We start from the raw sequence: 20,258 nt of genomic DNA on the forward strand, positions 1-20,258 counted from the left end.
ACTTCGGGCTTTTCGCGCGACGCGAGGCGGGGTGGCCCCTGCCCTAGTGGTCAAGCGCGCTGGTCAGGGCCTTTATATTGTGCCTGACCATATCAATGTAAGTGGGTGCAGGCCCCTTTTCGCCGGTCAAACCGTCCGAAATCAGGGTCCCGCCGACTTTTGAGCCGGTCTCCGCCGCGATCCGCCGGATCAGCCGGTCGTCGCTGATATTTTCCAGGAACACGGCTGGGATTTTCTGGGCCTTGATCTGGCCGATGATGGTGGCGATGTCCCGCGCGCTGGGCTCGGTTTCCGTGGAGACGCCGAGCGGCGCGATGAATTGGACGCCGTATTCGGCGGCGAAATAGCCGAAGGCGTCATGGGTCGAGATCACCTTGCGCCGCTCCTGCGGGATTTTGGCCACGGCATCGCGGACCTCGCGGTCAAGCGTTTCGAGCTTTTCCAGATAGGCCTTGGCCTGGGCGCGGAAGAGCTCCGCGTCATCAGGGTCGGCCGCGGCCAGCGCATTGGCGATGTCGGTGACGTAGATTTTGGCGTTGGGAACGGACTGCCAGCCATGCGGGTCGGCGGCCGAACCGAGCTTGAGCGGCGCGATGCCGGCGCTCGCGGTGATCACCTGCGCCTTGGATCCGGAGGACTGCACGAGGCGCGGCAGCCAGCCCTCGAGACCAAGGCCGTTGACGATGACCAGCTTTGCGTCCGCGATCCGCTTCGCATCGCTGGGCGCGGGCGTGTAGACGTGGACGTCGCTGTCGGCCCCGACCAGCGTCGTCAGATTGATCCGGTCGCCGCCGACATTACGGACGAAATCGGCGAGGATCGAGAAGCTCGCGACGACCTTCAGCTGCTCCGCAGCGTGCAGCGGCGAGGCGATCAGCAAGAGCACACAAAGCAGGATGCGCCGCATCGCTGTCACGCTTCCAGATGCCGGCCGGGAAACAGCTGCCTGACGACGCCGCCGACCCGGCCGAACAGGACGGAGACGGTGTAGAGCGCGCTCGCCACCAGAATGATCGCAGGGCCCGAGGGCACACGGGTCTGGAACGACAGCACAAGACCTGCATAGCCGGAGACGGCGGCAGCGACGACCGCGATGCAAATCATGACGGTGAGATCGCGCGACCAGAACCGCGCGATGCCGGCCGGCAGGATCATCAGGCCGACCGCGAGCAGCGTGCCGAGCGCCTGAAAGCCGTTGACGAGGTTGATCACGACCAGCGCAAGGAAAGCGAGATGCGCAGGCCCGCCAGCCCGGCTCACGGTGCGCAAGAACAAGGGATCGACGCTCTCGATCACCAGCGGGCGATAGATCACGGCGAGCACCAGCAGCGTCACCGTGGCGTTGAAGGCGACGACCAGCAGCGTCTGATCGTCCATCGCGAGGATATTGCCGAACAGCACGTGCAGCAGGTCGATATTGGTGCCCTTGATCGAGACGATGGTCACGCCCAGTGCCAGCGAGGCCAGATAGAAGGTCGCGAGCGAGGCATCCTCCTTCAACCCGGTCGAGCGTGCGACGAGGCCTGCGAGGATCGCGACGGCAAAACCCGCGATCAGGCCGCCGGCCGTCATCGCGAACAGGTTGAGACCGGAAAGCAGGAAACCGACAGCGGCGCCGGGGAGGATGGCATGCGCCATGGCGTCGCCGACCAGGCTCATTCGCCGCAACATCAGGAACACGCCGATCGGCGCGCCCGCGAGCGACAGCGCGATGACGGCCGCGAGCGCACGTCGCATGAACTCGAATTCGGTGAACGGGCCGATCAGCGCGTCATAGAGCATCGGATATCAAGCCGCCCGTGAGCGGGCATCATCGGCCGAGCAGGCGGCGGCGCTGTCGTCGAAGGCTTCGCACATCCGCATCGCGACCATAAGGTTTTCCGGCGTCAGCACCTCTGCCGTCGGGCCCCACGCCACGGGCCCGCGCGCCAGCACCAGCGTCTCGCTGAAATGGGTGCGCACCATCTCCATGTCGTGCAGCGCGGCGAGGACGGTGCGGCCCTCGCCATGCCAGTGCTTCACCAGCGCCAGCAGATCGGCCGTGGTCTTGCTGTCGATGGCGTTGAAGGGCTCGTCCAGCACGATCAGCCGCGCGTCCTGGAGCAGCACGCGCGCAAACAGCACGCGCTGCATCTGGCCGCCCGAGAGTGTGCCGATCGGGCGGTTTTCGAAACCGTTGAGACCGACGGAAGCGATCGCGCGGAGGATCTTTTCGCGCGCCGCCTTGCCGATGCCGCCGAACAGGCCGGTCCCGCGCCATAGCCCGGTGGCAACGAAGTCCAGCACCGAAATCGGGAAGCTGCGGTCGATCTCCGCACTCTGCGGCAGATAGGCGATATCGCGGCTGTCGAGCCCGCCGAGATGGATGCTGCCGTCGAGTGGTCTGAGGATGCCGACAATGCCGCGCAGCAGTGTCGACTTGCCGGCCCCGTTCGGGCCGATCACGGCCAGCAACGCGCCCGGGGCGACCTCACCATTGAGGTGGTGCACGGCCGGGTGACGGTCATAGCCGAGCGTAACGTTGTGGAAATGCAGCGCCGCCATGGTCACCTCATCGCCAGGAAGACCACGCCCCAGAGCACGGCACAGACCGAGAGCGCGGCCGCGAGGCGGGCGGCCATCGTCATGCGCAGGATCGACCAATGCGCCGCCTGAGCCGGATGCGGAGAGGCCGCACCATGGATGTGTGCGTGGGTATGATCGTGTCCATGCGAATGCCCGTGGTCACGGGAATGATCATGGGAATGGCCATGAGCATGATCGTGATGATGGGCTTGGGACGCGGCGGGAACCATGGCGAAACGTTATATTATAACATTACCTCTGTCCACGCCGGGCTCTAGGGCTTCCCGATCACCATGGCGATGGCGGCGGCGACGAACGGGAACGGCACCGAAACCGCACAGCGGAACCAGACGAAACGGGCCGGCATGAACGGAATTTCCCACAAAATCACCCGCTGGAAGGCAAACAGCGCCCAAGCGACGACATAGGCGACCACCTGCGGTACCCCACCGCCCGATTTCAGCGCCACCGTACCGATCGAGAACCCGATCACCGGGCCGCCGGGGATCGCGGCCCCGGCGACCACGGCAGTCGCGACCCCGAGCCAACCGCTGTCCGGGCCGAGCCAGCCGCTGATCACCTCCTGCGGGATGATGGCGGCGATGTAGCCGGAGCCGATCACCCCCAGCGCGATCCGGGGCACGATCTTGATGAAGTCCATGGAGCCTTCGCGCAGCGAGGCCTTGAACACCGGTGGGCCGCGGCGAAAGGCGATCAGGCCGACGCCGAACACCGAGCCCCACAACAGGATGTCGATTAGAAGCGCGGCGCTCAATTCTCGTCGTCCTTCAGGGCTGGCTTCGGATAGAGCCGGACATAGACGAAGCGGCCGAGCGCGCCTGCGAGCACCGGCAACGGCAGCGAGATGACGATGCGCCACAGCGTGAAGTCGGTACCCATGATCGGGATTTCCCAAGCCACCGCCCGGCCATAGCCGATCAAGGTCCAGCTCACGACCATGGCGATGGTGGCACCGAAATCGGCGCCGACCGCGAGCAACGCACTCGCCACGGGATAGGCGGTGAAGGGACCGCCGGGCAGGATCGCGCCGAAGGCAGTGCCGATCAGAAGGCCTTTCAGGCCCGATTTCGGCCCGAGCGCGCGCGAGACTTTTTCGTGCGGCAGGATCTCGGAGATGAACGCACCGAGCAGGCAGCCGGCCAGCACGCGCGGCAGGATGCCGCCGAACAGCGAGAGATCGTGGGTCAGGATCTCGAGAACACCGTCGGTGCCGTCACGCCGCCAGACCAGACCCGCGCTCACCGCCACCAGCGCTGCGATGATGATGGTCGACCAGCCGATCGGCTTGCGCACGCGCCCCGGCCGTGGCTCGGAGTCCGCGTCCTCGGCGGGCGCCGGGTCTTTCGGGGAGGGTTCTGACAACGGGCGCGTTCGGCTCGAGGGTGATGCCCGTCCTGATTAAGGGCGCCGCAGATGCGATGCAAACAGTACGATGACGGGAGCGATGCGCACCTCGCGCAGGGCCATGCGGGGCCGAATTCCGCACAGCAAAAAGGCGGCCGCACGTGCGACCGCCTTCCGTTGTTTCCGTCATTCCGGGGCGGCGAAGCCGAACCCGGAATCTCGAGATTCCGGGTCTGGTGCTAGCGCACCATCCCGGAATGGTGGCGTAAAATCTTACGCCTTGTCGAACAGGGACTCGACGTATTCCCAGTTCACGAGGTTCTCGACGAACGCCTTGAGATAGTCCGGACGGCGGTTGCGATAGTCGATGTAGTAGGAGTGCTCCCAGACGTCGCAGCCGAGGATCGGGGTGGCGCCGTGCACCAGCGGATTCTCGCCGTTCGGGGTCTTGGATATCTCGAGCTTGCCGTTCTTGACTTGGAGCCAGCACCAGCCGGAGCCGAACTGGCCGACGCCGGCCGCCTGGAAGTCGGTCTTGAACTTCTCGAAGCCGCCGAGATCCTCGTTGATCTTCTTCTCGATCTTGCCCGGCAGCTTGGTGCCGCCGCCATTGGGCTTCATCCAGCTCCAGAAATGGATGTGGTTGTAGTGCTGGCCGGCATTGTTGAACACCGCGGGGTTCTTGCCGAACGAGCCCTTGACGATCTCCTCAAGGGACTTGCCTTCCCATTCGGTGCCCTTGAGCGCGTTGTTGCCGTTGGTGACATAGGCCTGATGATGCTTGTCGTGGTGGAATTCGAGCGTTTCCTTCGACATGAATTGCCCGAGGGCGTCATAGGCGTAGGGGAGTGGGGGCAGCGTAAAGGTCATGGGTGTTGTCCGCGACTGATGGGGGAACGAGACTTAACGGTCACCCCTTATAGAAGGTTCCGTGGCCGTTAAATACCGCGAATTTTCCAGAAGGCATGGTGCGGCGGCTTGGCCGGATTGCATAAAATCGTCGCAAGGATGTCGGTCGTTTCAACCGGGCCGTAAAATATCATTGCCTTTGAGGTGCTTATGGCAGAACGAAACGCACCGGCGGCACGGAGATGCGAAAGAGAGAGCGATGAGCATCGAGATCGACATTTTGAACGGCGACGCCTCATGGCCGATCGCACAGCCCCTGCTCAGCGCCGTCTGGGGACGCGACGCCGTCGAGAAGCCCTCCTGGGCTCACGTCAAATGGGCCAATGCCGATTTGCGCGTGCTGATCGAGACGCCCGAGGATGGTCTCGTCTGCCATGTCGGCATCTATTTCCGCACCGTCACCTGGAACGGGCAGAAGGTTCACATCGGCGGCATCGGCGGCGTCTGCACGCGGGAGGACCGGCGCGGCCGCGGCTATGCCACCATGGCGATCGACGCCGCGCTGCATACCATGCGTGCCAACGAGGCGGTCCGCTTCGCGCTGCTGTTCTGCGAGCCGCACAATGTCGCGTTCTACCAGAACCGCAGCTGGCTCCCCTTCAAGGGCGAGGTCTATTGCGAGCAGCCGGAGGGGCGGATCCGCTTCACCCACATGGCGCCCTATGTCTGCAACATCGTCAGCGCGCCGACGCTGGGCACCATCGACCTCTGCGGCCTGCCCTGGTGAGCCCTGCGTGAAGCGAGGCTGGCGCCGGCGCCGCACGCCATATAATATGTCGGTCATCATCCAATATTCCGCGCGGTGACACATGACGATCGACGCCTCGATAGACGCCGTGCCGCCGCCTGCCCCGGTCGCCTCCCCCATCGCCGGCTTGCTGACGGCACCGATCCTGCCCACACTGCTGCGGCTTGCGATCCCCAACATGATCGCGATGGTCGGCAGCACGCTCGTTGCGGTCGCCGAGACCTCCTATATCGGCCGGCTCGGCACCATCCCGCTCGCAGCGATCGCGCTGGTGTTTCCGTTCGCCATGCTGACGCAGATGATGAGCGCGGGCGCGATGGGCGGCGGCGTCTCGTCTGCGATCAGCCGCGCGCTCGGCGCCGGCGATCGGACCCGTGCGGCGACGCTGGCGCTGCACGCCGCCATCATCGGCCTCTGCGGCGGGCTTTTCTTCACGGTGACGATGCTCGTCTTCGGCCGCTCGTTCTTCATGCTGCTGGGCGGGCGCGAGCGTGTACTCGAGGAAGCCAGCGGCTATTCGCAAATGCTGTTCTCCGGCGCGGTCGCGATCTGGCTCGTCAACACGCTGGCCTCGGTGATCCGCGGCACCGGCGACATGCGTCTGCCCTCGATGGCGCTGATCGGGACGAGCGTGCTCCAGATCGCGCTCGGCGGCACGCTGGGGCTCGGCCTGTTCGGCGTGCCGCAATTCGGCATGCCCGGTGTCGCCGCCGGTCAGTTGATCGCGTTCACCTGCGCCGCGATCTTTTTCCTGTGGTATCTCTGGTCCGGCCGCAGCCGGCTACCGCTGGATCTCCGCGCCTTCGATTTCGATCGCGCGTTGTTCTTCGACATCCTCAAGGTCGGCGCGGTCGCCTGCCTGTCGCCGCTCCAGACCGTGCTCACCATTTTAATCTTCACCAAGATCCTGGCGACCTTCGGCACCGAGATGCTGGCCGGTTATGGCATCGGCTCGCGACTGGAATTCTTGCTGATCCCGATCACCTTCGCCTTTGGCATCGCATCGGTGCCGATGGTGGGCATGGCGATGGGCGCGGGACAGGTGAGGCGCGCGCGGCGCGTGGCCTGGACCGCGGCCGGGGCCTCGGGACTCACGGTCGGCCTGATCGGCCTCGTCATCGCGCTCGATCCGTCACTGTGGGTTTCGCTCTTCACCAGGGATCCCGGTGTTGCCGCCGCCGCGCACAGCTATTTCCACTGGGCCGGCCCGACCTTCGTGTTCTTCGGCATGGGCGTATCGCTGTATTTCTCCTCGCAGGGCGCGGCGCGGGTCGGCGGTCCCGTGCTCGCCTCCAGCGCGCGGCTTCTGATCGTCGCGATCGGCGGCGGCATCCTCATGATGGCGCAGGCTCCAGCCTGGACCCTGTTCGCACTGGTCGGCGGCGCCATGGTGGTGTTCGGGCTGTCGACCGCAGGCTCGGTCGCCTTGGTGCGCTGGGGCAAATGAGCGCAGGTCAATGCACGCAGGCAGATAAACGCAGGAATGTGATTCCATCCAGCGTTGCACTATCCTGCTGGGCTGCTATGGAGGCGCTCCACCTCGGGGCTCTCTTCATGACTTCCAGATTCGCTGCTCTCATCGTCCTTCTGGCTGCGTTCCTTGGCGCGACTGCCGCCCATGCGCAGAGCGCCGACGGGACCTGGCTCACCCAGGCCGGGGATGCCCGCGTCAAGATCAGCAAATGCGGCGGCGGCATCTGCGGCAACGTCGTCTGGCTGCGTGAACCCCACGACACCGCGACCGGCCAGCCCGCTACCGATAGCAAGAATCCCAATCCCGCCCTCGCCAGGCGCCCGATGATCGGCTTGCCATTGTTCAGCGGCATGCAGCCTTCAGGACCGAACAAATGGTCGGGCCAGATCTACAATGCCGACGACGGCAGCACCTATGCGAGCAGCGTGACCGTGACATCTGCGGATTCACTGCGGGTCGAAGGCTGCGTCGGCGCGCTCTGCGGCGGCGAAACCTGGACCCGCGCCGGGCGCTAGCGCTTCACGCCATCATTGCCTTCAGCGCCGTCGCCGCCGAGGCGTAGCCGCCCCGCGCACCGTCGATGAAATGGACGTGGTCGCTGCGGAGCGCCGACGGGGTGAAGCAGGTCATCATCGCGGCGTCCTGCTGGTGGAGCCCGTAACGCACGATGCCGTCGCGCGCGGCAGTCGCGAGGCGATCGCTGAGCGCGCGTTCGAGCTCCGGCGTACAGTCGAGGATCATGCGCAGGCCGTCGTCGTATTTGCGGAAGTCGGAGTTCTCCACGACCTGCCGCTTATAAAGCTTCGGCACGAAGCCGCCGAGCTTGAGGTCGAAGCGCATGATCAGATAGACGAACAGCGTGTAGGCCAGCACGCTGGCGCGGCGTGCGAGCAGCGGACCTCCGCGCTTGGTGCGCGCCTCATAGTCCAGCCCCTGCGGCGGCCATGTCAGCGGCGGCCCCTGCGGCGGCACGGGCCGACCGGCATCCGGACTGCGCTCGACGAGATGGATGACATCCTCGATCACGTTGCGGAAGGCCCGCGGGTCGGCGCTCGGGGCCGGCATCACCAGCACCGACAGGATCAGGCCGCGCGCGGCCGGAATCACCTCGAAGCGGCAGGACAGGCCGGAGAGATCGGGCTGCGTGCCCGCGGGCGCTTCGGCGATCGCAAACTCGCCGCGCTTCATCGCAGCGTCCGCCCAGGCGAGCCCGCCGCCAGAAAACATCGCATACGACAAATTGGCCGACGGACCGAAGCGCGCGACGCGTACGTCTAGGCCGTGACCGCGGATGGCCCTGACTGGCACCAGCGCGACGCGCATCCGCAAGTCGAGATCTTCCCGGACCCAGGTCGCGGTCGCAGCCAAAGCCTCGCGGGCCAGTTCGAGATCATTAGGCGCGACCGCAAAACTCGCGCCGTCTCCGCCGAACACGAAGGGAAATTCGCGTCCCTCCAATGCGTTCGTCACCGCCGCGATCACGGCGGCACCGGCCATGTTCACCGCCTTGTAGCGCTGCGCGGCGATGGCCTTGGTGGAATCCACGATGTCGGCAACGCCGACGCTCCAGTCGTCCGGCAGCGGCGAATACAAAGCGGGGTCCATCAGGCTGGTGAAGCCGCGAAAGACCGGAATGCCGCTATAGAACGCTGATGTCATCGAATGATGCCGGATGGTTGGGACGCGTGTCCAAAAGACATACGTAGCAGGATCGATTCGGGTTCGCCGGGGGGGGGGCGCGCCCTTGCAACCATTGGACGAAATGGACCCGGACAACAAGATGAGGGCGCGCTGCAATGCCACAGAAGGTCATTGATCGGCATCAAACAGTTGGCCGTAAATGGCGTCTAGTCTCGATGATCTCACATGGTTGCGCGGGAACATCGACGTGTCCGACTTCGACAGGAAGGACTCCATCGCTCCGGTAAGCCGGCGCACTGGCCGTGATCCGATCAGCGCGGTGAAGATGCCGGAAAGCCTGACCGCGGCCGTCGATAGCTGGGCGGAAACCCATCACCTGTCGCGCTCCGATGCCATTCGTACGCTGGTCGAGCTGGGCCTAAAGGTCGCGCCCCCGACACTCCCGCCAGGGCACTCGCTCGCTTCGGATGCCACCAGGATCGAAGAGCTTGCGGTGCATGAACTCGAGGGGCTGCTCGATCCCGCCCTGTCTGAAGACGAACGCGAGCGCCGGATTCGCCGCCTGACCGACGGCCCGCCGGAGTTCTCACACGAACGGATTGACCTGCCGAAGCACCGGACCTGAACGTCTAGTGCAGCTTCTCGCCCTCGCGCTTGCGCAGCGCGGATGAGGGTACGTCATGGCAACCGACCAGACGCACGAATTTCTGCGGATACATTTCGTAACCGTGATCACCTGAATTTTGATGAGACATCGGTTGGCAGTGAACGGTCTGGCAGTGGACGTCGCTTTGCTGTGCGGAAGATGGCTTTACCGACGCCTTGTCCGGGCTCGCAGCGGTCATTGACTGCTCCCTATCGATTAGGGCAGATCGATTGACGTAAGCCAATCGATCGCGCGGCAGCTTACGACCAAATCCGGATGATGTCATTGCGCCGGATCAATGCAATTGTGGCAGTAGAGTTCCGCCTACGCCGTGTTGCCCGCGTCGACCGTGAACACGCTACCCGTCACGTTGCGCCCGCCCTCTCCCAGCAGATATTCCACCATGCGCGCGACGTCGTCGGTCTCCGGCAGGCGCCGCAGCGCGCTGCGGCCGGCGATGCGCTTTCGGCTGTCGTCGGAGAGATTGTGCGTCAGCTCGGTGTCGATGAAACCAGGCGCGATCGCGTTCACGGTGATGCCGAGCTTGCCGACCTCGCGCGCAAGCGAACGGGTGAAGCCGGTAGCGGCGGCCTTGGTCGCACCGTAAACGGAGAGGCCGTTATAGCCGGTGGTCGCGATGATCGACGAGATGTTGATGATGCGGCCGGCACCGTCGGCCATCATCTGCCGTGCGACATATTTGGTGAGAATGATCGGTGACAGCACGTTGAGCTGCACCAGCGCCTCGATCTCGGAATTGTGCATGGTCGCGAGCAGGCCTTCGGTGCCGAGGCCGGCATTGTTGACGAGGCCGTAGATCGGGCCGAATTCATCGCGCACGAGTTTTGCGAAAGCGGGAATCGCGTCGATCACGGCGAGGTCGCAGGCGCGGAAATGCAGGCGCCCCTCCGACCCGGCAATCGCCGCCTTGAGCGCGTCGCTCTCGCGCCGCGCCGCCGCGATCACGTTGTAGCCGGCATCAACAAGCCGCTGGCCGATTGCAAGGCCGATGCCGCGGCTACCACCCGTGACGAGAACATTATGCATCGGTGCGCGCCAGTTTGCCGGCCGGGGTGACGTCGAGCGCCTCGACGAAGCGGATCACCGCCGGCACCTTGTGGGACGCGAGCTGCGCGCGGCACTGATCCAGGATCTGGTCGCGGATCTCTTTCGCGCGCGCCGTATCGGTACCGTCGGCGAGGATCGCGTCGGCGACGACGATGCCGCCGGTGATCGGGCTCTTGCGTGACTTCGCCCGCGACATCCGTACGTCGGGATGACGGTTGATCACCGCCTCGATCTCTTCGGGGTGAACCTTCAGCCCACCGATATTGATGATGCCGCCGCGGCGGCCGACGAAATAGTAGCGGTCGCCGCGCAATTCGACGATATCGCCGCTATCGACATACCCGTCCGCATCGGTGAGCGCGGCCGCGTCGCGGCCGATATAGGCGTGCGCTGTGCGGGTCGAACGGATGCGTAGCGAGCCGTCGACGACCTTCATTTCGATGCCGTTGCGGTTGCCGAGATAGTCCGCCGGAAAGCCTTCCAGCCCGTCATTGACGGCAAAGCCGACGCCGGCCTCGGTTGATGCATAGGCATGGCCGACGGAGGAATTCGGGAACGCCGCCTTCAGGCCGTCCAGCACCGCCTGGTCGGCGATCTCGCCGGAGAGGCGGACATAGCGCGGCGCGAACTGCGCGGCCGAGCCGCTCATCAACAATTTGCGCCAGTGCGAGGGCGTGCCGGAGATATGGGAGACGCCGCGCGCGTTCAGCCGCGTGACGTGATCGCCGAGCGCCTCATGCGGATCGGACAGCACCATCGAGCCGCCCGAGAGGACGGCGCGGAGGAATATCTGCAGGCCGCCATAGCGGCGGATGTCGTAGAACGTCGCCCATATTGGCGCGGGTCCGCGCGCCGGGCCTTCGGCGACGATGGCGCCGGTGAGTGCTTCCAGCGTATGGCCGACGATTTTCGGCACGCCCGACGTGCCCGAAGTGAGCATCAGCCACTCCGTGGCACATTCGGTCCTGGCCGGCGCAGTGGCTTGAAGCGGCAGTTGTGCGGTGACGACCAGCGGCACGCCGGTCTCGGCCCAGCGATCGGGCTCGTCGGTGACGACGGCATCGATCCCGGCATCCGCCATCAGCGCATCGAGATGCGCGGGGTTGAGATCGGGCGGGCATAGCAGCATGCGGCGGGCAATACCGTCGAGCTCGATCATGGCAAGACCCGATCGGAGCTGGTCGGACAATTTCAGCAGCACGGCGCGGCCGGACAGCTCGCCCAGGCGGCCAGCCAGGACCGTCTGCGACAGGATATCCGTCAGCGACACGACATCCTGCGCGTCCGACAGCGTGCGTCCGGTCAGCTCCGCGCCAAGATGGTCGCGGAGCGCAAAGATCTCACGCGGGGACATTTTCGTAGGCCCGCACGAAATCGCCCACGGTGGCAGGGAACGCTGCGTCCTCGGAAATGGTGAAAGGGTCGACGCCGGTCTCGTCCTCGAGGCGTGCCACCAGGATGGCGAAGGCGAGCGAGTCGAATCCCGTCTCGTGCAGGGACAGATCGTCAGAGAGTGCGGGAAGCGCGACGTGCTGCTCCTTGGCGATCTGCTGGATCGCTTCGATGACCTTAGACCGTACCGACATGGCTGGCTCGCTTCTGTTGTCGTTCGTGTTCCGGCGGCTCTTGATGACCGCCTCCCTTGGCCGCTTGTTTACCCGACATAAGTAAATGGCTTCTTGGACAATTCGGATAAAATTGGACCTATCTGGCGGATTTTCGCGCGGCTAGAGCCGGATCGTACCCTCGTTGATTTGCGCATATGTCTCTGCGTCCAGCGCGACATAGGCGCCGGTTTTCGGGTCCAGCATGAACAGCGGATCGGAGACCGCGCCCGGATCAAACCCCTCGCGCGCGAGCTCGCCCTTTTTTTGCTTGAACGTCTCGGTCGCATCGAGCTCGCGCGAGATGCGTATGAAGACGGGATGAGCATAGGCCGGCAGGCGCTGTGCGAGATGGGCGGGCAGCGCCTCGAGCACGAAGCCCTCGTTCACCACGATCGCGCTCATGCCGGCGCGGCCATCAGTGCCGGGGATGCTGACGCCGTAGGTGGTGGCGTCGATCACGCCGCTGAAATCGCGCACTGCGTCGTTGACCTCCGAAGTCGCGACGTTCTCGCCCTTCCAGCGAAAGGTGTCGCCGATGCGGTCGACGAAGTGGAAGAATCCCTTCTCGTCGAGCCGCATCAGGTCGCCGGTGCGGAACCAGGAATCGCCCTTGGCAAAGACATCGCGCAGGATCTTCTTCTCGGTCTCGCTCGCCTCGGTGTAGCCCTCGAAGCGGCCGCCGCCCTCATCCGCCGTGCCGATGCGGCCTATGGCTTCGCCGGGCTCGCCGCGCGCGCAGGGAATACAAAACCCCTCTGCATTGCGCAGCGGCGCGCCGTTATCGGGATCGAGCTTGACGAGACCGGCAGGGAAACGATGCGCGAGCAGCGGCGGAACGCGGCCGATCGCGCCGGGCTGGCCCTCGACGTTGAACAGCGAGAAATTGCCTTCCGTCGCCGCGTAGAATTCGAGGATGCGCGGAATGGCGAAACGCGCCTGAAAATCGTCCCAGATATCACCGCGCAGGCCGTTGCCGCAGACGAGCCGCAGGCGATGCCGGTTCTCGTATTCCGACGGCGGCGCCTTGAGCAGGTAGCGACAGAGCTCGCCGATATACTGAAACAGCGTACAGTCGTGGCGCACAATGTCGGGCCAGAAATTCGAGGCCGAGAATTTTTCCGCGATCACCACCGCACCGCCGGCAGCGAGCATGCTGCATGGCGCGACGATGCCGCCGACCGAGTGGAACAGCGGCAGGCAATCGTAGAGCCGATCCTGCGGCGTCGCGCCGGTGAGGCCGGCGAACCAAAAGCCCCAATTGAGGATGCGGCGGTGGCTGATGCTGGCGGCTTTCGGCAGGCCGGTCGTCCCGGACGTGTAGATCAGCAGGGCCCGGTCGTCGATGGTGACGTCGCCACGCTCGTCCGGCGAAAGCGGCCCGTCGTCGAGGGCGGCAAGCGCGACATCGATCGCACGTTCGCTGCGGGCATCGCCATGAGTCCAGACCTTTGCTTCCGTGTTCAGGGGTGGCGACGCGCCGTCCAGCGCATCCTTGAGCTCGTGCGCGACAATGATGTGAGCGGGCCTTGCGACACCGATGCAATGCGCGAGCGACCGGCCGACGAGCTTGGTGTTGATCAGCGCGACCACGCCACCGACCCGGCTGATGCCGAGCCAGGCCGCGACATAGTCGATGCCGTTCGGCATGATCAGCGCGACACTGTCGCCCTTGGCCACACCGGCCGAGCGCGCCCACCGCGCATAGCGATTGATGCGTTTCGAAAGCCCCTCATAGTCGAGGCTCGCGTCATCGGTGGCCAGCGCAATGCGATCGGGCTGGCGCTGCGCCCAATCATCGACGACGTCGGCGAACAGCCGGCCCGGCAACGTCTCGATCCGTGCGGTGAGCTCGATCGCCTTCAGCCAGATTTTCGAAGCCGAAGGTGCGCGCGCGGCTTTCGGTTGCTCGATGACGCCGGTTGTCATGCCGTTCATTCTTTCGGAACGTGTCTGCTGGTTCCGAGAGCTTAGCTCGCACGCCCTGCCCAGGTGTTAAGAGACAAGGTAAAACCGGGTTAGTGCGCGATTAACTCTAGTCATCCTTTACCAAACCGGTGGGATGGGCGTGCGCAGCCACAGCCTTTGCAGTATCTCATCGTGCGTGGAAGCTTCCCCTCTCGCCTTGTTGGAGAGGGTGGCTCGCCGCATAGCGGCGAGACGGGTGAGGGGGCACTCTCCGCGAGTTCACGTGCGGAGAGTGACCCCTCATCCGGCGCTTCGCGCCACCTTCTCCCACAAGGGAGAAGGAAGAAGAGCGGGATGCATGCATTGATCACCAAGCGACATTTCCTTCAGGCTGCAGCCTCTGCCGCAACCGTGCTCGCCACGCCACGCGCCTTTGCGATCGGCAATCCCTCCTATCCCTCGCGCAGCGTGAAATGGGTGGTACCCTATGCGCCGGGTGGGGCCACCGACGTGCTGTCGCGGCTGCTCTGCCAGCGCCTCTCCGACTGGCTCGGCCAGACCTTCGTCGTCGAGAACAAGCCCGGCGCCGGCAGCAATATCGGGACACAGGCGGTGATCACGTCCGCCCCCGATGGTCACACCCTGCTGTTGACCTCGACCGCCAACGCCATCAACGCCTCGTTCGACCCGGCGCTGCCGTATGATTTCGCCAAGGGCATCGCGCCGGTCGCCGGCGTCGCGCGAATTCCGCTGGTGCTGGTCGTCAACAACGACCTGCCGGTGAACAGCGTCGCCGACTTCATCGCCTACGCCAAGACCAATCCCGGCAAGATGTCGATTGCCTCTTCCGGCATCGGCACCTCGCTGCATCTCTCTGGCGAGCTGTTCAAGTCGCTGGCCGGTGTGCAGTTCACCCACGTGCCCTATCGCGGCTCGGCACCCGGATTGACCGACGTGATGAGCGGCCAGATCCAGGGAATGTTCGACAACGTCACTTCATCCTTCGAGCTCGTGCGCGCCGGCAAATTGCGCGCACTCGGCGTCACCACGCGCGAGCGTTCGGAGATTTTGCCGGACGCGCCGCCGATCGCGGACACGCTCAGCGGCTACGAGACGAGTTCATTCTACGGTGTCGGCGCTCCACACGACACGCCGCGCGAGATCATCGACCTGCTCAATCGCGAAATCGACGCCGCGCTGTCCGACGCGGAGATCAAGTCCCGCATCGCCGGGCTCGGCGCGATCCCGCTGCACGGCAATGCCAGCGAATTCGGCGGCATGCTGACGGCGGAGACCGACCGTTGGCGCAAGGTGGTGGAGCTGTCAGGCATCCGGAAGCAATAGCAAGCGGGCCTCGCGACGCTAGGTGACCTCGGGGAAACGGGCTATTCTTTCTGCCGGCGTTGTTCTGGCTGCGAAAGGAAAGCGACCCGTGGCTCTCGATCCCTTAGAGTTTCCCGTCCGGGCCGCGCCTTTCGAGCAGCCGCTGACAAATTTTGCTCACCGAGTGAAGGGCGGACAGGCCAGGCTGGTCGCGATCGGCTCGTCGACCACGGCGGGCGAAGGGGGTATTGCGCCCTATCCGCAGCGGCTGCTGTCGGACCTTCGGATAAAATTTCCAAACGTCGCAATCGAGGTGATCAACCGCGGCGTCGGCGGCGAAGATGCTCGTTTGGAGTTGAATCGGTTCGAGCATGACGTCTTCGATCTGAAGCCCGATCTGGTGATCTGGCAGGTCGGTACCAATTCAGTGTGGCAATCCGCCGGTCCCTCGTTCGAGGACACCACGCAAGCGATCCGCGAGGGTGTTGACCGGCTGCTCGACGCCAAGCAGATCGATGTGATCCTGATGGACCTTCAATATGTGCCGGCGCTGCTGACACCGGCCAAGGCCAGGAAGGCAAGCGCCATGGTCAAGGCGATCAGCCAGATCGCGCAGGAGAAGCGCGTCAACGTCTTCGGCCGTTTCGCGCTGATGAAGGGCTGGCATGATGTCGCCGGGATTTCGTTCGACCGCATGGTCGACCCAGGCGACGACGACAGGCTGCACGCAAGCGACTGGACCACGGACAAGATGACGTGGCAATTGACCAACGCAATCGTCGACGCTGTCAACATGGCGCCGCCCTCCTAAAAGGCACGCGGCGGCTCATCCGCGATGCCCCACGGACCGCCGGGACGTAATTGCCCCGCGCTAGCCGCCGCGCTGATGGCGCAAGCGCTGCGGTGGTGCGTTGAACGGATAATACGGATTGAGATCGCAGCTGGCGGAGCGGCCTGAAGCGGTAGCTCGGCACTGAGGCACGGAGGTGAAGGAGCAATCGTACCACTCCCCGCCACCCCCGTTCGCACCGGAATAGACGTGCATGCAGACGGGATAGCGCGGATCGAAGGTCTGCGCATGCGACGGCGCCGCCGTGAGCAGGGCACCGACGGTCATGATCAGGCCGAATAAGCGATGCATGAAAATTCCCCCTGAAATCCGCATTGCAGATCGCTAGTGCACGTTCTTGTGGCGCCGGCGCGGCGCCGGCGGGGGTTGGTCGAACGCATAGTAGGGATTGACGTCGCAGCTTGCTGACCGGCCCGAGGCCGTGGCGCGGCACTGCGGCAGCGAGGTGAAGGAGCAGTCGAAATAATCGCCGCCGCCACCGCCGAAGCCGCCGGGCATATAGACGTGCATGCACACCGGGTAACGCGGATCGTAGGTCTGGGCGCTGGCATCTGCCGCCGCGAACAGCGTAACAATTGCGGTGAGGGTCAGGATCGGCAGGCGCATCGGACATTCCTCGAATCGGTGGCAACGGCACGCGTTATGTCATTTCGATATGGCACAACTGAGCGGCAGAAGCGATTGTTCCTATTTCATACCTCTTCGGCTTGTGACACGCGACGAAATGAGTGAGACACAGCGCCGCAAAGATGCGGAAGCGGAAAGCACCCAGTTTTCCGGCCTGCGCGGAACGCATAACTCGCTGCAGCTCCCCTTCGACAAAGGTCGCAAAGCATCCAGCGCAGGAATCCGTTCGCTGGCCGAAGCGAACGTACTAGTCTTTCGATCACAACGCCGGCCCGGACCGACGACGTTCCAGGGCAATGAACAAGCAAATGGGCTTGCGCTCTCGGGCGCGACTCCGCTGTGCGCGGGGAGAAGATGCGCTGGCCAGGGCTGTGGTGTCAGGGCATGCAAGAGAGCTTCTCGTCTCCGTTCATCCGCTATCCGATCGGCACCTCACTGCTGATGGCGGGTATCCTGTTCGTTGGCCTCGTGGCCTATCCTCTGCTGCCGGTTGCACCGCTGCCCCAGGTCGACTTTCCGACCATTCAGCTCTCGGCCTCGCTCCCCGGCGGCAGCCCCGAGACCATGGCCTCTTCCGTGGCGCAGCCGCTCGAACGCCAGCTCGCACAGATCCCCGGCATCACGCAGATGACGTCGACCAGCTCGCTGGGTTCGGCGTCGATCACGATCCAGTTCGACCTCAACCGGAAGATCGACGCCGCCGCCAACGATGTGCAGGCAGCGATCAATGGAGCGAGCGGCCAATTGCCGAAGAACCTGCCCTCGCCTCCCACCTATCGCAAGGTCAACCCGGCGGATTCGCCGGTGATGATCCTGTCCGCGACGTCCGACACGCTGCCGCTGACCGTCGTCAGCGACCGCACCGATGCGCAGCTCGCGCAACAGATCAGCCAGTTATCCGGCGTCGCCCAAGTGTTCGTCGGCGGACAGCAGAAACCCTCGGTACGCATACAGATCGATCCGGCCAAGCTCGTCGCCAAGGGCCTGTCGCTGGAAGACGTGCGCGCCCAGATCGCGGCTGCGACCACCGACAGCCCGAAGGGCAGCATCGACGGGGCCAAGCGCGCCTACACGATCTACGCCAACGACCAGCTCACCCAGGCCCAGCATTGGCAGGACGTCATCGTCGCCTATCGCAACGGCGCTCCATTGCGGATCCGCGACATCGGTGAGGCCGTGGCAGGGCCGGAGGACATGAAGACGGCGGCCTGGGCCGACGGCAAGCGCGGCGTGTTCCTCGTCATCTTCAAGCAACCCGGCGCCAACGTCATCGAGACCGTCGATCGCATCAAGGCGCAGCTGCCGCGGCTGATCGCGGCCATCCCGCCCGCGATCTCGATCAAGATCATCAGCGACCGCACCATCACCATCCGCGCCGCCGTCGAGGACGTACAGATCACGCTCATGACCACTATCGCGCTCGTTGTGATGGTGATCTTCATCTTCCTCCGCAGCTTCTGGGCGACGATCATCCCGAGCATCACTGTGCCGCTAGCGCTACTGGGAGCCTGCTCGCTGATGTGGGTCTGCGGCTATTCGCTGGATAACCTCTCCTTGATGGCGCTGACGATCGCGGTCGGCTTCGTGGTGGACGACGCCATCGTGATGCTGGAGAACATCACCCGTTACGTCGAGCAGGGCGAGAGGCCGCTTGCTGCGGCCTACAAGGGCGCGGCCGAAATCGGCTTTACGATCGTCTCGATCAGCATCTCTCTGATCGCGGTGCTGATCCCGTTGCTCCTGATGGGCGGCATCATCGGCCGGCTGTTCCGCGAATTCGCGGTCACGCTGGCGATGGCGATCCTTGTTTCTCTGGTGGTGTCGCTGACCCTGACGCCGATGATGGCTTCGCGCTTCCTGCGCGCCAACCACGAGGCTCGGCACGGCCGCTTTTACCAGTGGAGCGAGCGGATGTTCGGAAGGGTGCTCGGCGCCTACGAACGCGGGCTCGACGTCGCGCTGCGCCACAGTTTCGTCACCCTTTGCATCTTCTTCGCGACCGTAGCACTCTCGATCTACCTCTTCATCCTGATCCCGAAGGGTTTCTTCCCGCAGCAGGACAACGGCTTCCTCACAGCCGTGTCCGAGATGCCCCAGGACATCTCCTTTGCCGAGATGAAACGGCGCCAGGTGGAGCTCAACACCATCGTGCAGGCCGACCCCGCCGTCGCTTCGATCGCGATGTTCATCGGCGGCGGCGGTACGGCACTGAACTCGGGGCGCATGTACATCACCTTGAAACCGCTGGAGGAGCGCGATGCCGGCGCACAGCAGATCATCGCGCGGCTGCGGCCCAAGATCGCCAAGGTGGAGGGCGCCAAGCTCTATATGCAGGCCTCGCAGGACGTTCGTCTCGGCGGCCGCGCCACCCGCACTCAGTTCGAATTCACGCTCCAGGACGCTAACCTCGCCGAACTGAACGAATGGGCGCCGAAAATCCTCGATGCGATGAAGACGCTGCCGCAACTGCGCGACGTCGCGACCGACCAGCAAACCGAAGGCACGACGGTTCAACTCAGGATCAATCGCGACACCGCCGCACGCTACGGCATTCAGCCGCAGCTGATCGACGACACCCTCTATGACGCGTTCGGCCAGCGTCAGGTCGCGCAATATTTTACCCAGACCAACAGCTATCACATCGTCCTGGAGATCACACCGGACCTGCAAGGCCAGCTCGGTACGCTCGACAAGATCTATCTCAAATCACCGCTTACCGGCGACGAGGTGCCGCTCTCGGTGTTCTGCAACTGGACCAATGTGCCCGTGCGACCGCTTGCGATCTCGCATCAAGGCCAATTTCCGTCGGTGACGATCAGCTTTAATCTTGCCGAGGGCGTGGCGCTGGGACAGGCGACCGACGCGGTGCTGCACGCGGTCCGCGAGATGCGCGCGCCGCCGGCGCTGGCAACAAGTTTTCAGGGTACCGCGCAGGCATTCCAGCAATCGCTCGGCACCGTGCCGTTGCTGATCCTCGCCGCACTGGTCGTGGTCTATTTGATTCTGGGCGTGCTCTACGAGAGCTACATCCATCCTCTGACCATCCTGTCCACGTTGCCCTCGGCTGGCGTCGGCGCCGTCGCGATCCTGATGATCTTCGGCTTCGACTTCAGTCTCATTGCCCTGATCGGGGTCATTCTCCTGATCGGCATCGTCAAGAAGAACGGCATCATGATGGTGGATTTCGCCATCGCGGCCGAACGCGAGCAGCATCTCACCCCGGAGCAATCGATCCGCCAGGCGGCGCTGCTGCGCTTTCGCCCGATCATGATGACAACGATGGCCGCCCTGCTAGGCGGCGTGCCGCTGATGCTCGGAAGCGGCACCGGCTCCGAAATCCGCCAACCGCTCGGTTATGCGATGGTTGGCGGCCTTCTCGTGAGCCAGGCGCTGACGCTGTTCACGACCCCGGTCGTCTACCTCTACCTCGACCGCTTCTCCGACCTGCTCTCGCGCTGGATGGAGAAGAAGCCGCAAGCTACCGTCGCGTGCGATGAGCGGAAGGATCACGCGGCGGAATGAGCGCGGCG

At 64.4% G+C, this 20,258-nt stretch carries 22 protein-coding genes; 7 read left to right on the forward strand and 15 right to left on the reverse strand.

Annotated features, from left to right (window positions below; genetic code table 11):
* Positions 1-43 precede the first annotated feature (43 nt).
* From BRA1253DRAFT_RS19610 to BRA1253DRAFT_RS19640, 7 genes are all read right to left on the reverse strand, one after another.
* Positions 44-907 carry a metal ABC transporter solute-binding protein, Zn/Mn family gene (locus BRA1253DRAFT_RS19610; protein ID WP_007597189.1) on the reverse strand — a complete coding sequence of 288 codons (864 nt, stop codon included), beginning with the start codon at positions 905-907 and terminating at the stop codon, positions 44-46.
* A 5-nt stretch (positions 908-912) separates the two neighbouring features.
* Complete coding sequence (locus BRA1253DRAFT_RS19615; protein WP_007597190.1) at positions 913-1,782, reverse strand: metal ABC transporter permease; 870 nt, start codon at positions 1,780-1,782, stop codon at positions 913-915.
* 6 nt (positions 1,783-1,788) lie between these two features.
* Complete coding sequence (locus BRA1253DRAFT_RS19620) at positions 1,789-2,544, reverse strand: metal ABC transporter ATP-binding protein (RefSeq protein WP_007597191.1); 756 nt, start codon at positions 2,542-2,544, stop codon at positions 1,789-1,791.
* A gap of 2 nt (positions 2,545-2,546) precedes the next feature.
* Positions 2,547-2,795, reverse strand: coding sequence for a hypothetical protein (locus tag BRA1253DRAFT_RS45305; RefSeq protein ID WP_035993672.1), 249 nt, complete (start codon positions 2,793-2,795; stop codon positions 2,547-2,549).
* 44 nt (positions 2,796-2,839) lie between these two features.
* Entirely contained in the window at positions 2,840-3,340 is a 501-nt protein-coding gene (locus BRA1253DRAFT_RS19630; protein WP_007597199.1) for a hypothetical protein, read from the reverse strand.
* A complete protein-coding gene (locus tag BRA1253DRAFT_RS19635) occupies positions 3,337-3,948 on the reverse strand; it encodes a permease (RefSeq protein WP_007597202.1) in 612 nt (203 codons plus the stop codon). Before BRA1253DRAFT_RS19635 ends, BRA1253DRAFT_RS19630 begins: the two co-directional genes overlap by 4 nt.
* 255 nt (positions 3,949-4,203) lie before the next feature.
* On the reverse strand, positions 4,204-4,800 hold the full coding sequence (locus BRA1253DRAFT_RS19640) for a superoxide dismutase (RefSeq protein WP_007597204.1): 597 nt from the start codon (positions 4,798-4,800) through the stop codon (positions 4,204-4,206).
* Positions 4,801-5,038: 238 nt separating this feature from the next.
* Between BRA1253DRAFT_RS19640 and BRA1253DRAFT_RS19645 the strand changes: the two genes are divergently transcribed.
* The 3 genes from BRA1253DRAFT_RS19645 to BRA1253DRAFT_RS19655 all read left to right on the forward strand — a co-directional run bounded on the left by BRA1253DRAFT_RS19645 (position 5,039) and on the right by BRA1253DRAFT_RS19655 (position 7,576).
* Entirely contained in the window at positions 5,039-5,566 is a 528-nt protein-coding gene (locus BRA1253DRAFT_RS19645; protein WP_007597206.1) for a GNAT family N-acetyltransferase, read from the forward strand.
* Between the two features lie 82 nt (positions 5,567-5,648).
* Positions 5,649-7,034, forward strand: coding sequence for an MATE family efflux transporter (locus BRA1253DRAFT_RS19650; RefSeq protein ID WP_007597208.1), 1,386 nt, complete (start codon positions 5,649-5,651; stop codon positions 7,032-7,034).
* A gap of 107 nt (positions 7,035-7,141) precedes the next feature.
* Positions 7,142-7,576 carry a DUF2147 domain-containing protein gene (locus BRA1253DRAFT_RS19655; RefSeq protein ID WP_088941344.1) on the forward strand — a complete coding sequence of 145 codons (435 nt, stop codon included), beginning with the start codon at positions 7,142-7,144 and terminating at the stop codon, positions 7,574-7,576.
* A 4-nt stretch (positions 7,577-7,580) separates the two neighbouring features.
* Here the strand turns inward: BRA1253DRAFT_RS19655 and BRA1253DRAFT_RS19660 are convergent, their stop codons facing one another.
* The gene (locus tag BRA1253DRAFT_RS19660) at positions 7,581-8,720 is read right to left on the reverse strand and encodes a DUF3095 domain-containing protein (RefSeq protein WP_007597213.1); all 1,140 of its coding nucleotides are present in this window, start codon (positions 8,718-8,720) and stop codon (positions 7,581-7,583) included.
* A gap of 181 nt (positions 8,721-8,901) precedes the next feature.
* On the opposite strand from BRA1253DRAFT_RS19660, the gene BRA1253DRAFT_RS19665 reads away from it, so the two are divergent.
* Entirely contained in the window at positions 8,902-9,327 is a 426-nt protein-coding gene (locus tag BRA1253DRAFT_RS19665; protein WP_007597215.1) for a ribbon-helix-helix domain-containing protein, read from the forward strand.
* Positions 9,328-9,331: 4 nt separating this feature from the next.
* On the opposite strand, the gene BRA1253DRAFT_RS19670 is transcribed toward BRA1253DRAFT_RS19665, so the two are convergent.
* The 5 genes from BRA1253DRAFT_RS19670 to BRA1253DRAFT_RS19690 form a co-directional block, all read right to left on the reverse strand.
* A complete protein-coding gene (locus BRA1253DRAFT_RS19670; protein ID WP_007597217.1) occupies positions 9,332-9,547 on the reverse strand; it encodes a hypothetical protein in 216 nt (71 codons plus the stop codon).
* A gap of 125 nt (positions 9,548-9,672) precedes the next feature.
* A complete protein-coding gene (locus BRA1253DRAFT_RS19675; RefSeq protein WP_007597224.1) occupies positions 9,673-10,395 on the reverse strand; it encodes an SDR family NAD(P)-dependent oxidoreductase in 723 nt (240 codons plus the stop codon).
* Positions 10,388-11,770: a class I adenylate-forming enzyme family protein gene (locus tag BRA1253DRAFT_RS19680; RefSeq protein ID WP_007597225.1), complete on the reverse strand. Its 1,383-nt coding sequence runs from the start codon at positions 11,768-11,770 to the stop codon at positions 10,388-10,390. Before BRA1253DRAFT_RS19680 ends, BRA1253DRAFT_RS19675 begins: the two co-directional genes overlap by 8 nt.
* On the reverse strand, positions 11,757-12,002 hold the full coding sequence (locus tag BRA1253DRAFT_RS19685) for an acyl carrier protein (protein WP_007597226.1): 246 nt from the start codon (positions 12,000-12,002) through the stop codon (positions 11,757-11,759). The genes BRA1253DRAFT_RS19680 and BRA1253DRAFT_RS19685 overlap by 14 nt, the downstream gene beginning before the upstream one ends.
* A 141-nt stretch (positions 12,003-12,143) precedes the next feature.
* Positions 12,144-13,958 carry a long-chain-acyl-CoA synthetase gene (locus BRA1253DRAFT_RS19690; RefSeq protein WP_007597227.1) on the reverse strand — a complete coding sequence of 605 codons (1,815 nt, stop codon included), beginning with the start codon at positions 13,956-13,958 and terminating at the stop codon, positions 12,144-12,146.
* A 333-nt stretch (positions 13,959-14,291) separates the two neighbouring features.
* On the opposite strand from BRA1253DRAFT_RS19690, the gene BRA1253DRAFT_RS19695 reads away from it, so the two are divergent.
* Together BRA1253DRAFT_RS19695 and BRA1253DRAFT_RS19700 are read left to right on the forward strand one after the other, a co-directional pair.
* Complete coding sequence (locus tag BRA1253DRAFT_RS19695; RefSeq protein WP_035995287.1) at positions 14,292-15,272, forward strand: tripartite tricarboxylate transporter substrate binding protein; 981 nt, start codon at positions 14,292-14,294, stop codon at positions 15,270-15,272.
* Positions 15,273-15,360: 88 nt separating this feature from the next.
* Positions 15,361-16,062, forward strand: coding sequence for an SGNH/GDSL hydrolase family protein (locus BRA1253DRAFT_RS19700; protein WP_007597229.1), 702 nt, complete (start codon positions 15,361-15,363; stop codon positions 16,060-16,062).
* Between the two features lie 60 nt (positions 16,063-16,122).
* Here BRA1253DRAFT_RS19700 and BRA1253DRAFT_RS19705 read toward each other — a convergent pair whose 3' ends face one another.
* Positions 16,123-16,392, reverse strand: coding sequence for a DUF3551 domain-containing protein (locus tag BRA1253DRAFT_RS19705; RefSeq protein ID WP_007597230.1), 270 nt, complete (start codon positions 16,390-16,392; stop codon positions 16,123-16,125).
* Between the two features lie 33 nt (positions 16,393-16,425).
* A complete protein-coding gene (locus BRA1253DRAFT_RS19710; protein WP_007597231.1) occupies positions 16,426-16,707 on the reverse strand; it encodes a DUF3551 domain-containing protein in 282 nt (93 codons plus the stop codon).
* A gap of 405 nt (positions 16,708-17,112) precedes the next feature.
* Here BRA1253DRAFT_RS19710 and BRA1253DRAFT_RS19715 point away from each other — a divergent pair, with 405 nt between their 5' ends.
* The gene (locus BRA1253DRAFT_RS19715) at positions 17,113-20,250 is read left to right on the forward strand and encodes an efflux RND transporter permease subunit (RefSeq protein ID WP_051058438.1); all 3,138 of its coding nucleotides are present in this window, start codon (positions 17,113-17,115) and stop codon (positions 20,248-20,250) included.
* Positions 20,251-20,258: the final 8 nt, after the last annotated feature.

This window comes from Bradyrhizobium sp. WSM1253, from assembly GCF_000244935.1.
Classification (GTDB): domain Bacteria; phylum Pseudomonadota; class Alphaproteobacteria; order Rhizobiales; family Xanthobacteraceae; genus Bradyrhizobium; species Bradyrhizobium canariense.